Below are 11758 nucleotides of genomic sequence, written 5' to 3'. Positions count from 1 at the left end.
GTGAGAATGACGTGGCCAAAATCGCGCCGATACCAGTTTCCGACATGAAAGCTACTGCCGCGCGATTGCAGGCGGTCTGCGACAATTTCGAAGAGCTGTCGGAGCATCGCAATGGGCTCCTCGACAGTGTTCGGATTGATGTCGAAAAGGTCCGTCAGTATTGCGCGCAGCTCGGAGCGATGGTGCCGGAGCGGGCGGACATCCAGCGCCTAGTCAACAATGCGGATGCCTGGTGCGTGACTTTGCTGCAGATCGCGGAGAAAGTGCATCGTTTCGCCGACGACCAACAGAGCCGACCTGCCACGCTGCATCATCGCAAATACTGACGGGTACTCTATCTTGAAGAGAAATCCTGCCATTCGCACCTAACAATCCGTGGCGGCCTCGGCGTTGCTGCAGATCTCGGTTGGTGGGGTCACCCTGCGAAACGATTATCGACAGCTCATGGACGATCGGGTCACCGTGCTCCGGTCGGTCAACAACGCCGCTAAGGGGCAGGCTCTGCAACTGGTCAGGTCGAGGCCGGGCAGATCAGCCACGAGCAGGCGGTCAGCACCCTTCGCGACATGCTCCATGTCGCCCGCTTCGGCGAGGCGATGGATTACACGTATGCCTACGGCATGGACGGAGTGTCGATCTCGAACGCCGGAAATACGAAGCTCGAAGGTAAGAATCTTCTTGGAACGACCAGCCCGGACGGACGAAAGATCTTCGCCGAATTGATCGAGGGCGTGAAGAAGAACGACAAGGGCGTCATCATTTATCTCTGGCCCCGGCCGGGACAGTCCGACGCTGTCCGCAAAATGGCGTATTACGAGGGCGTGCCTGGGCTCGATCTGTTCCTCGGGACATCCGTCTATATCGACGACTTAGATGAGGAGTTCCGCACACAGGCGATTCGTACTGCGCTCATCACCGGCCTTGCGTTGCTGGTCGCGCTGCTCATCACTATCGCCATTAGCATATCGATCACACGGCCGCTGAACTCGTCCGCCAGCCGCATGCGCAGGCTGGCGGACGGACATCTCGACGAGGAAATCAAGGAGATGGCGCGGACCGACGAAATAGGACGCATGGCGGCGACGGTGCATGTGTTCAAGCGTAACACGCTGGAGATGCGCCGCTTGGAACAGGAAGAGGCCAAGGCCCGGGCAGAGGCCGAGCGGAGCCAGACTCTGCTAGCGCTGGCTAGTTCATTGGAGTCGAAGGTCAAGCACGTTGCAGATGAATTGAACGGCGCCCCTCAAGTTATGGAGGCGCGAGCTCGTGCGATGACCGACAAATCGGCAAAGGCCGGCGAGCGAGTGGCACACGCAGCGGAAGCAGAGAAGAGCTCGACCACAAGTGTGCAGACGGTAGCCTCGGCCGCCGAGGAGCTGGTCTCGTCGATCAATGAGATTGGGCAGCAGGCGAGCCATTCAGCGGGCCTGACCGAACGGGCGGTCGGCGAGGCGAACGAGGCGTTTAGTTCACGGCCAACGGAAGTTGGACTGGTTGGCGACCGTCACACTGAAGTTGGCCCTCTTGCGCGCCGCAAGCCCGGCAGGGCCGGGGCAAGGCGGGTTGGCCTGGGGGAGGCGAAAGGGCAGCGCGAACCCAGGTCTGCCTTGGTGCGAACGCCCTCCGACACCTGCGTCAGCTATTGCGCGTAAGGAAAATGGGCTATTCGGATTTTCGTGTAGAATCCGGAAACGAGGATTGACCATCTCGGACTCGTCCGCCGGCACCCTCTATCGGGTCTTGCCGGGGCCACTGCTGCTCGATAAGTCAGGCTCGCCAAGACGGAATTCGCGCTCAATGGCATTGTACCAAGTGCATTGCGACTTTTCAGGGAAGCTTTCCAGAGGCATCTCAGTCTCTCCGGAGGCGCGGTCCCGCCCGTATTCGTAACCTTCGGTCATGGCTTCGACCAATTTCGCTCGCAGAGAAGGATTCTTCTCTAGCAATCTAAGGACACGCTTTCTCTGCTCCCGGATGGTCGCCTCCCAACGCCTGGAGCGACGCTCGGGCTGGTGATCCCATTTCAGCATGTGGGCAAACAGAAGCGTGAAGGAGCTTTCAAGCCGGCGATAGAGTTCGCTTCCCACGTCGTCAAGTTCCTCCGCGATATGCGCAAGGTCGAGCTCGTCGATCCGGTTCGCACGAATCAATGACGCCTGGCGCGAGGCACGAAGTGCAATTGAGTGAGACAACTCAGGCCTCGATGTCGGCGCGGGGAAACGGGACGAGTTCCCTCGGCGCTCGCAACTCGTCTGGCAGCGCAGGGAGGGCGGCCGCAGGCCTCCTCCGCGATCAATGTTCATGAGTTATTCGTTTTTCGACAATCCGAAGATGGTCGGGAAATTCACACAATAATCCGAATAGCCGGAAAATGTAGCGCAGGAGCATAGCAATGCTCCTGCGCTAATAGCTGCGCAAGCGTCCATCAACCCAATCCGCTGACTGAGTGGCCTGCTGACCCTTGCGGGCGCTTAGGTTCCACCGTTGTTCGCCGCAGCGAGAATCTGCTTCGGCTGGAATGCGTTGTAGTAAACATGGGTCGCAATCTGATTACCCATTGCGATCCCAATATCAGCGTCAAACTGCCAATGGATGCCGAGGTAGATGCGGCTCCGCCCGTTCTCCTTCTCTGCATCGGCAAACGACTTAAATGTCTTTCTGATCAGAGGGCGCGGTGTCGTGTCACCTGGGCCGTAGTTACGGCCGTTGTATTCGTCCGAGATGAAATCAAACCGCTCGTTGCTGGCATTCGTCCCCCAGTATGCGCGCAACGCCTGGAATAGCGCGCCACCAAACACCGCGTGGCCGGAGGGGAACGCTGGGAATGGCGGGGTCAGATTACGGCCATCGGTGGCACCGTTCGAGACCGGAGCGCCGAGCGGAGTCCAATGTTGATCAGCGGCACCTTCCTGGCTGCGGTCTGCTGCGACCGCACGGATGTAGGTAATCGGGCGGGCAAGCCGAAAGGCGTACTTGGCGTCCCAGGCTGAGATTCCGGCATCGGCCATTGCGACGTTCACCAGGACCAGGAGCCTCGCCATGTCTGCGACCTTCTTAACCGGCTTTTCGTGCAGCGCGATTGAGGTTGTGACCTCGTTGTAGAGCCGGGGTGGGGCGCAAAGAAGCGCGGTGCCGTCGTAGGCCCAGAAATTTCCGACCACGGTTTGGACGTTGGAGCGGGATGTCGGCGTCGTATAGCGTGGCGGTGCAAGATTCGGTCGCGAGTCTCCGCCATTCTTTTTCACGTCCTTGTAGGCATTGATGAACTGTGCGGAGGTCTTGCTCGGTTCCTTGCTTGGCCGGAAGGAGTCGGCCGCACGAATGACGAACGGCCGCACATGCATCCAGTTGCCACCTAGAGCAAGGCCATTGAGTGGATGGAAGGGCTCGGGCTGCCAGCGAGTCGCGTCGCCGGCGGGGAACTGACTGGCATTCGGCTCAGGCTCTGACGAGCCGTCGCTGAATGTCGAGATCTTTGTGTTCTTCGTAGCAGCCTCGTCATATCCGCGGTCATCGAGAACCGCTTTGGCAGCGGCCTTCCCCAGGTCGTAGCCAAGCTTATGGATAGCATCGAACTTGGTCGGGTCCGTGCCAATGCCGAAACTCTGGAAGGAAAATGATTGGGCGAGGTCGGCAAAATCCGCTTTGCGCGGGTAGAGGGCAATCATCACGTCATGCGCCGCTTGCGTTATCGCGGTGTCGACGTGGACAGAGGTTGACGTGAGCTTCGCCCGCGTTATGTCGGGATACGTTTTCTTGAGTTCTGCGACGATTTTGTCCTGGAGGTCATGGTAGCTCTCGTACTTGTCGAACACGGCATTGACCGCCTCGAACATCGCAAGGTGCACCATAGCCAGGGCGCGGCTGGTACGGTGCGGACCAAACTGTTCATGGCCGTTCTGGTCGGGGCTTGCCAACAATGTGTGGTCAATGGCGGTCATGTCCAGGGAATGCAGATTCCACAGCAGCAGGGCCCCCAATTCAGGAGCCTGGGATTTCATCGCCTTTATGCCCGGATCGTTTTGGAGATATTGCTTGTATGCATCGGGCGTTGATCCTGGCAACGCAGTGCGTTTGGTCTGCGCCTCCAGGAGAAAATCGAGTTCTTTCTGGGTAGCCTGGCTCTTGGCCGCGCGAGCAGGGTCAAGCCGGTAAACGTCGGCGAGCGACTTGCGCTGGTCATCGGACAGTGAGGACTGCGCCGCAGCAATAGAGGTGAGTGAAATGATCGAAAAGACAGTTGCCCCGAGGAGGCGAACCTTGTGCACGCTAAGCATGGAATTCTCCAATGAAAATGCATGTGTTCAAATCACCGCAAAAAGCCGCGCAATTTGAAGGTTACAAGAAAACATGTAGTGAATGGATGATTCAAGTTCAGGTTGCTGTTTGTCAATTGGATTCTCACGTTTACGGAGACCTCAACCTCGGAGGCCCGCATGATTTTGAGCGCCAGCGCAAGCGGCCGATGACCATCCGCGGTGACATGCAATATGCCGGTAATCGCCACTTCAGGCTCAAGCCGGACGTGAGGCCTGCATCTTCACCATACTTCAGACTGGTTGCGTTGGAGGTAATCGGAGGGCACCCGGGGGATGACCTGTAAATCGAGCCGGGCTGCGGGCCGAAAGCGAAGTTCGGCCCCTCAGGCTCTACTGGCTACGAGGTGACGGCCTTCCGATGGAAGCAGTGCTTCGCTTCCGGAAACCGACGGGCTTTGACGTCGGCAGCATAGGATGCGGCTGCTTTCGAAATATCGTCTCCAAGTTCTGCATAGCGCTTGACGAAACGCGGCGTGAAATCGCTGAAAAGGCCCAATAGATCGTCGGTTACGAGAATCTGGCCGTTGCACGTGGGCGAAGCTCCAATACCAATGGTCGGCACATCGACAGCTTCGGTGATTTCTCGTACGACGGGTTCTACTGTTCCTTCGATCACAATCGCAAATGCGCTCGCGTCGGCTATCGCACGTGCATCCGCCAAAACGCGCGCTGCTTCGATCTCAGAAATTCCGGCAGCGCGAAAGCCTCCGGCGACGTTTACGGATTGCGGCATAAGTCCAACATGGCCCAAAACCGGAATGCCGCGCTGGCTCAGGAAGGCCACGGTTTCCGCCATCTCGGTGCCACCTTCGATTTTGATGCCGCTTGCGCCTGTCTCAGCCATAATGCGCGCCGCGTTGCGAAACGCCTGCTCTGGGCTCTCCTGATATGAACCGAAAGGCATATCAACAATTACGCATGCCCGTCGCGCGCCTCGCATCACAGCAGCACCGTGCGCGATCATCATATCCAAGGTGACGCCAAGCGTTGTTTCCATGCCGTACATCACCATGCCGAGTGAATCGCCGACGAGCAGCAAATCGCAATGCGGGTCGAGCAACTTGGCTATCGGCGTCGTGTAGGCGGTTAAAGCAACGATGACTTCGCCCTGCTTCCGAGAGCGGATATCGCGCGTGGTGGTACGCCGGATATTGACACTAGCGCTCATAATCTCGACCCCAGAATCTACGATAGACGGCGCAAGTGCAGATCGCCGGTCCGCAGGATGTTATTTTTTAGTTGACCAACTAATTAAGTGCGAGCTAACTTGAACGCAATCAAAAAGTTTTAGGGTTTGATGAGGAAACGACAGAGAGGATGCTTGCGGCACACATCAGTGGCCGCGAGATGAACTGCTGACGTCCGAATTTTAGTCAGCCCGGCTTTCCTCCCTTTATCGCGGAATTGACTGCCTTGCGCGTTGCACTGGCATGACTTGGCGCGCGCTCCCTTGAAAGCTCACGGCAACGAAAGCGGAAGATTGATGACATAACGGCCTGAGAGGGCAAGCAGCTTTTGAGGAGGACAGCAATGGCGAGAACACTTTGGTCCGCATTTGCGACTGCAATGACGGCGTGGGCCGTGACAACGTCCGCGATGGCCGGCGGGGTCTACGACGAGGGCGCCTCCGATACAGAGATCAAGATTGGCAATACCAATCCATACAGCGGTCCGGCGTCGGCCTATGGGATCGTCGGAAAAGTTGAAGAAGCCTACTTCCAGATGATCAACGAGCAAGGCGGCGTGAACGGGCGCAAGATTAATTTCATCACCTATGACGACGCCTACAGCCCTCCGAAGACCGTCGAGCAAACTCGAAAGCTCGTCGAAAGCGACGGAGTATTGGCCATTTTCAGCGGCCTCGGTACGGCTCCCAGCTTAGCTGTTCGGAAATACCTGAACACCAAGCAGATACCCCAAATCTTCGTAAGCTCGGGGAGTGCGAAATTCGGAGACTACAGAAGCTTCCCATGGAGCATGGGACATCAGACGAATTTCCTTACCGAGGGACGAATCTTTGCGGATTACATCCTCAGCGAACATCCAAACGCCAAGGTTGGAATTCTCTATCAAAACGATGATGTGGGTAAGGAATTGCTACAAGGGCTTAAGGAGGGCCTCAACGCGAAGCAATCGATGATCGTCGCTGAGATCTCTTACGAGCTGGCGGAGCCGACGATCGACTCGCACGTCGTGAAAATCAGATCAGCCGGCGCTGACGTATTCGTCAATTTCAGTCTGCCCAAAGCCGCAGCGCAAGCGATCAGGAAGATCGCGGAGATGAATTGGAAGCCCGTTCAAATCGTCAGCAAGGTTTCCTCATCCGTCGGCTCAGTGATGAAGCCGGCAGGACTTGATAATGCAGAGGGCGTGATATCCGCGTCGTATGCGAAGGATTTCAACGATTCAAAATGGAAGGATGATCCCGCCATGCGAGCCTATTCCGCTTTCATGGATAAGTATCTTCCCGGCAGCGACCAGAGCAATAGCTTGGCAATCTATGGCTATTTCATCTCCGAGAATCTCGTCAAGGTGCTCAAACAGTGCGGTGACAATCTCACGCGAGCCAATTTGATGAAGCAGGCCGCGAGCATGAAGGATGTCGAGCTGAGCCTCCTGTTGCCTGGAATCAAGGTCAATACGAGCCCGACGGATTTCTATCCCCTCGAGCAATTGCAGCTCATGCGCCTTCAACGCGGCGAGTGGAAGCTATTCGGCCCCATCATGCAGGCGCGCGCGGAAAACTAGCCAAAAGCTCCTTAGCTATCCCTTTGCTTCCAAGGAGAGATTAGACCGTGGGCCTTCGAGAGCGATGCAAGGCGTTGTATCAAAGGATGCAACGAGACGCGATGTTCTGCCAGGGCTCGCCTGTCGATAATCTGATGTCGTTCGTGCTCGCTGAGCGGCGCGCGCTACAGATGAGGGCCTCGCGGAAAACAATTCCGCTCTGCTTGTATTTTGGCACCCATCGGGATCGAGAACAGTGCATCGAGCTAATTTATGAATTCATACCCAAGACGGTACCAAAGAAGATGCCATGACGGGCGGTATAATTGAGGGCGCCCGTTAACCTCGCGTTCTGGACGATCACTGTGACGGTCGGTTTCGCTGGCGATCTTTACGATTGGGTGCGCGTTAGGGTTGGCGATCCTGGGGAAGAACCGGATAGGCAGGTCGATCTCTCTGGTGGCAAGACGACATTTCCTCCCGATGCCACCAACTGGCCCGGCACAATTGTGCCGGGCCATTTTTTGTAAGATCGACCGGGGCTTGGATTGTAGTAGGGCATTCGCCCGTGTTTCTCGTATCTTATCCTGCCAAGCCGATGCGGCTCCGCCATGACGAGCCGGCTTCGATGGCTGCGTCATCACGTCGTCGCCATTAGCGGTTGCATCGGTACCGGTCGCGCACGAGATGTCCTTCACGCTCAGTGCGTCTCCTGCAGATTTGCCCAGGGAGCCCCAATCCCAAATCAACGTCGCTGGCGCTTGCCTAAGTCGGTCACACAAACGGGCCGATTCAGGGGGCGCGCTTCTTGGCGATCAATCTGTCTCTGGGAAATTCTTATTGTTGACATTACCGCAGAAAATGTTGTTAGTCAAAAGTCCATGCTTAGGCTTTGGGAGGCCGTCTTGGACTTCATTTTCATGCTTACTCGCGATGATAGGACAATCGATGATTGCCTTGAAGTAATTGATATTACGCAATATATTGGACTAAAGCATATCGGCTTCAAAGATGTCGGTGTTGATCGGGATACATTAGTAGCCTTGAGCCGTCGAGTTAAGGAATGTGGCGCAATCTCCTATCTTGAGGTGGTGAGTACAACATCGGAGGCGGCCCGCGACTCAATCCGTATGGCTGTGGATATAGGTGTCGACCGGATCTGCGGTGGCAAGGAGGTCGCTTTTGCGATGGATCTTCTGAAGGGCACGCGTGTCGAATACCTCCCCTTCGTTGGAAAACCCATTGGTCACCCGACGCGCCTTGCTGGTACGCCGGAAGACGTTGCCGCTGATTGTGCTGTTTTGCGCGCGGCCGGCTGCGCGGGCGTAGATTTGCTGGCCTATCGATCGACAGAGGCAGAGCCGCTTGATCTTATTCGTGCGGCCCGGGCCGCACTCGACGGCGGCTATCTGATGGTTGCTGGGGGTATCGATTCACCTGAGCGAATCCGTGCGGTGGCGGAGGCCGGTGCTAATGGTTTTACGGTAGGCTCGGCGATCTTTAATGGATCGTTCTCCGCGCACAAGGGATCGATTCTTTCGCAACTTGCCGACGTGCAGCGTGCCTGCGTCGAGTTGCATTCGGCGAGCTGATGCAAGCAGAGAGACGAGCTCAAAGACATGGCGAGTGATGTCGACCTCTTTGTCATCGGCGGCGGCATCAACGGAGCCGCGATTGCCCGCGACGCTGCAGGCCGTGGTCTGCGTGTTGTCTTGGCTGAAAAGGGTGACTACGGCCATGCCACTTCGTCGTCGAGTACTAAGTTAATCCATGGCGGTCTGCGCTATCTGGAAAATTTTGAATTCCGGCTTGTGCGAGAATCGCTTCGGGAACGCGAAGTGATGCTGCGCATAGCGCCACATCTCGTGACGCCGCTGCGTTTCTTGCTGCCAACGACCACCGACCAACCGCGTTCATATCTGAGCGTGCGTGCAGGCCTGTTCCTCTACGACATGCTGGCCGGGCGCGGTACTCTCGAGAGCACTGGGGCGTTGACGCGTGAAGAGGCCGGCGCTCTTCCGAGGCTTCGGAAGGAAAACGTCACTGCAGTCCTTCACTATCCTGATTGCTGGGCCGACGATTCGCGCTTAGTCCTCGAGACGTTACTTGACGCGCGGAACCGCGGCGCGATTGTTTCCAACTACACCGAAGTGATGTCGGTGCGCGGAACCGACGTCGGCTACGCCGTAACAACCAGAAATTGCAGTGCCACAAACGAAACGCGAGCACGGTTCGTGGTGAATGCAGCCGGCCCTTGGGTCAATATGGTGGCCGATCGAATCGAAGGGGCACCCGTTCCACTTGGCGTGAAGCTTGTTCGTGGCAGCCATATCGTTCTGCCGATGCCGGCGCCGTCCCGAGACTATGCCTACATCCTACAAAATCCGGACAAACGCATCGTTATGGTGGTCCCTTGGCTCGGTAAATTCCTGATCGTCGGCTCCACCCACGAAGTGCAGCAGAGTCCTAATGACACGCGTTGCTCGGATGAGGAGAAGATGTTCCTGCTTGAGTGCTACAATCGCTTCTTTGACGATCGCAAGGAGATCAACGATATCGTCTGGTCTTATGCAGGCGTACGACCCCTTGTCGATGATGGAGAAACCAACGGCAGTCAGGTCACCCGTGATTACAGGCTCGTGCAGCGGCGCCGGGGATCTGGTGGCATTGTAAGTGTCTACGGCGGTAAACTGACGACGCATCGCGTTCTGGCCAATCATGTCATGGCGTGTCTGAGGAGGATGGATGCCAAGCTTGCGCCGGAGTGGACCGCCTCTGCCCCTTTACACGGTGGCAATCTGTCGGTCGACGAGCTGCGACGCCTCAGCGAGCGTTCATCAACGGTACCGTTCGAGACACGCAGACGTTGGGTACGAACATATGGATCTGAGACGCAGGTTTTACTTGATGCGGCCCATGCTAATCCTGATCTTGCGAAAGAAGTCGCTGCGGGTGTCACGGAAGGTGAGTTGCGGTATGTGGTCGATGTCGAAGACGTGCGCACCGCAGAGGATTTCCTCTACCGACGCAGCAAGTTATTTATCCTACTGGATGATTCCGAGCGCACCAGGGTTGCTGAGTGGTTCGCACGCCGCGGACTTGATTATAGCCGCGCGGCCTAGCCGATATCTAGAATCTTTTCGAATGTGCGAGCGCGACGGGTCCACAGTTCGACCCCTGCGGCGCTGATTTCTTTGTAGAGCGCAAACACTTCGACGTAGGCCGCCGTCCGCCTGCGATCGGATTCATAGCGTCGCACGGTACATGCCGCAGAGTTTCTCTGATCGTCGGTATCTGCGCAGATGAACTCTGCCGCGAGCCGCGCCACTCCCCAGCCGCTCGCGTACGTCACATTCGGCACAAGCACAGTCCGACCGGTACAATCGGCGATCATCTGACACCAGAACTCATTGCCGGCGCCACCGCCGACAAGTCGGATTTCCTCGACGCCGACAGGCATAGCCTCATAGGCATCTCGAATCGAGAGCGCTACGCCCTCGAATACCGCGCGTGCGAATTGCGGGCGACGATGTTCGCTGGAAATCCCGAAGAATTGACCACGCGCATGCGGATGAACGAATGGGGCGCTTACACCGGCCGTACTGATATAAGGAAGATAGGTTATGCCGTCCGCCCCAATCGGTATAGAACTCGCGTCCACTGTAATCTGGTTGATCACCTGCGCGGAGGCCCCGCCATAGAATGTGTTGGCAAACCAGTCAATATTGACTGTTCCGGCGGTGTTCGAGAGGGTTCTGAGCCACCGCCCATCGAGCGTCGCACCAGTAAGCCCTACACCGAACGGATTCGAAGCGGGGCTGTCCATGATTAGGTTGTTGAGGCAAGCTGTGCCAAGCGCAGTGCAAGCCTGACCCGGCCGCACCGCACCCGTGGCGTAGGTTGCTGACGAGAAATCGCACATGCCAACGACCACCGGAATCTCTGGCGCGAGCCCGAGACGCTCCGCCGCCGTGGTTGTTAGAGTTCCTGCGAGCGCGCCGCTTTCCGCGATTGGAGGCAATAACCGTTCCAACCCACCAATGCCGCAGAGGTCGAGAAGTGCCCGCGAATGGTTGCGTGCGTGCACATCGTAGGGAAAATATGATGCGTCCGTTTGGTCGGTCGCGACCGTATCGGTCAAGCACAGGCGCAACCAATCTTTGCATGCTAGGAAATGCGCGGAGCGCGCGATCGAGGCCGGTTCGTGGCTCTGGATCCAATTAAGTAGCGGCAGCGAGAAGCCGGGGTAGATCGCCGATCCGGAAATCTCGAATATGCGATCCATGGTGCCAGACCTGTGCCAGCTCTCGATCAAGCTCGCACAACGACTGTCGTTCCAGACAATGCCAGGGCGAACTGGACGACCGTCGGCATCAACAAGAAACAGTCCGGACGAAAAGCCGCAAATTGCGATTGTGGCGATGCGGTCGGCGTAGCCCCGTGAGACCTCACGGGTTGTGTCGGCGACGAGACGCCAAAGCCCGTCCATATCCATCTCGACCCATCCCTGTCGCGGCGACGAGAGTGGCGTCGCGCGTTGGGCAACGCGCGCGGAACTGCCATCGGGCCGAAAGAGGATGACCTTCAGAACGGTGGTTCCAACATCGATTGCGAGTAGCAGTGGGTCGGTCAAAATTTGCTCCGAATTCGCCCAAAGGCACCGATACATGTTGCCACTAGCACATTTTCGGGAGTCAGAGGCCCAAAATTAT

General features: G+C 57.2%; 10 protein-coding genes and 1 pseudogene. 7 read left to right on the top strand and 4 right to left on the bottom strand.

The annotated features are described in order from the left end of the window. Positions 1-11: 11 nt before the first annotated feature. From JQ616_RS28935 to JQ616_RS28930, 3 genes and pseudogenes are all read left to right on the top strand, one after another. Positions 12-326 (top strand): hypothetical protein, encoded by a 315-nt coding sequence (locus tag JQ616_RS28935; RefSeq protein WP_212020522.1) that lies wholly within the window; start codon positions 12-14, stop codon positions 324-326. A 198-nt stretch (positions 327-524) separates the two neighbouring features. Beyond that, positions 525-890: pseudogene (locus JQ616_RS39685) on the top strand (cache domain-containing protein); the annotation flags it as partial. Positions 891-926: 36 nt separating this feature from the next. Beyond that, on the top strand, positions 927-1652 hold the full coding sequence (locus JQ616_RS28930) for a HAMP domain-containing protein (protein WP_283812685.1): 726 nt from the start codon (positions 927-929) through the stop codon (positions 1650-1652). Positions 1653-1730: 78 nt separating this feature from the next. Here JQ616_RS28930 and JQ616_RS28925 read toward each other — a convergent pair whose 3' ends face one another. After that, positions 1731-2303 carry a DUF29 domain-containing protein gene (locus JQ616_RS28925; RefSeq protein ID WP_212020519.1) on the bottom strand — a complete coding sequence of 191 codons (573 nt, stop codon included), beginning with the start codon at positions 2301-2303 and terminating at the stop codon, positions 1731-1733. Positions 2304-2471: 168 nt separating this feature from the next. Further along, positions 2472-4277, bottom strand: a complete 1806-nt coding sequence (locus JQ616_RS28920; RefSeq protein ID WP_212020518.1) for a vanadium-dependent haloperoxidase — start codon at positions 4275-4277, stop codon at positions 2472-2474. Positions 4278-4288: 11 nt separating this feature from the next. Between JQ616_RS28920 and JQ616_RS28915 the strand changes: the two genes are divergently transcribed. Further along, the gene (locus tag JQ616_RS28915) at positions 4289-4603 is read left to right on the top strand and encodes a hypothetical protein (RefSeq protein ID WP_212020517.1); all 315 of its coding nucleotides are present in this window, start codon (positions 4289-4291) and stop codon (positions 4601-4603) included. Between the two features lie 53 nt (positions 4604-4656). Here the strand turns inward: JQ616_RS28915 and panB are convergent, their stop codons facing one another. Further along, the gene (gene panB, locus JQ616_RS28910; protein ID WP_212020516.1) at positions 4657-5487 is read right to left on the bottom strand and encodes a 3-methyl-2-oxobutanoate hydroxymethyltransferase; all 831 of its coding nucleotides are present in this window, start codon (positions 5485-5487) and stop codon (positions 4657-4659) included. Positions 5488-5849: 362 nt separating this feature from the next. On the opposite strand from panB, the gene JQ616_RS28905 reads away from it, so the two are divergent. The 3 genes from JQ616_RS28905 (at position 5850) to glpD (ending at position 10168) form a co-directional block, all read left to right on the top strand. Further along, positions 5850-7067: an ABC transporter substrate-binding protein gene (locus tag JQ616_RS28905; RefSeq protein ID WP_212020515.1), complete on the top strand. Its 1218-nt coding sequence runs from the start codon at positions 5850-5852 to the stop codon at positions 7065-7067. An 884-nt stretch (positions 7068-7951) separates the two neighbouring features. Continuing rightward, a complete protein-coding gene (locus JQ616_RS28900; protein WP_212020514.1) occupies positions 7952-8638 on the top strand; it encodes a HisA/HisF-related TIM barrel protein in 687 nt (228 codons plus the stop codon). A gap of 27 nt (positions 8639-8665) precedes the next feature. Further along, entirely contained in the window at positions 8666-10168 is a 1503-nt protein-coding gene (gene glpD / locus JQ616_RS28895) for a glycerol-3-phosphate dehydrogenase (RefSeq protein WP_212020512.1), read from the top strand. Here glpD and JQ616_RS28890 read toward each other — a convergent pair. Continuing rightward, positions 10165-11679, bottom strand: a complete 1515-nt coding sequence (locus JQ616_RS28890; RefSeq protein WP_212020510.1) for an FGGY-family carbohydrate kinase — start codon at positions 11677-11679, stop codon at positions 10165-10167. The two genes, glpD and JQ616_RS28890, sit on opposite strands and share 4 nt — an antisense overlap. Between the last annotated feature and the right edge of the window lie 79 nt (positions 11680-11758).

Origin of the sequence: Bradyrhizobium tropiciagri, assembly GCF_018130545.1 — a bacterium.
GTDB classification, from domain to species: Bacteria; Pseudomonadota; Alphaproteobacteria; order Rhizobiales; family Xanthobacteraceae; genus Bradyrhizobium; species Bradyrhizobium tropiciagri_A.
Note: the sequence above shows the minus strand (reverse complement) of the source record. Positions and strands in the feature narration are given on the sequence as shown.

Excerpts from the sequence above, each read along its gene's own strand:
- JQ616_RS28925 (WP_212020519.1), bottom strand. The coding sequence starts at position 2,303 with ATGAACATTGATCGCGGAGGAGGCCTGCGGCCGCCCTCCCTGCGCTGC.
- JQ616_RS28920 (WP_212020518.1), bottom strand. The coding sequence starts at position 4,277 with ATGCTTAGCGTGCACAAGGTTCGCCTCCTCGGGGCAACTGTCTTTTCG.
- JQ616_RS28915 (WP_212020517.1), top strand. The coding sequence starts at position 4,289 with ATGAAAATGCATGTGTTCAAATCACCGCAAAAAGCCGCGCAATTTGAA.
- panB (WP_212020516.1), bottom strand. The coding sequence starts at position 5,487 with ATGAGCGCTAGTGTCAATATCCGGCGTACCACCACGCGCGATATCCGC.
- JQ616_RS28905 (WP_212020515.1), top strand. The coding sequence starts at position 5,850 with ATGGCGAGAACACTTTGGTCCGCATTTGCGACTGCAATGACGGCGTGG.
- glpD (WP_212020512.1), top strand. The coding sequence starts at position 8,666 with ATGGCGAGTGATGTCGACCTCTTTGTCATCGGCGGCGGCATCAACGGA.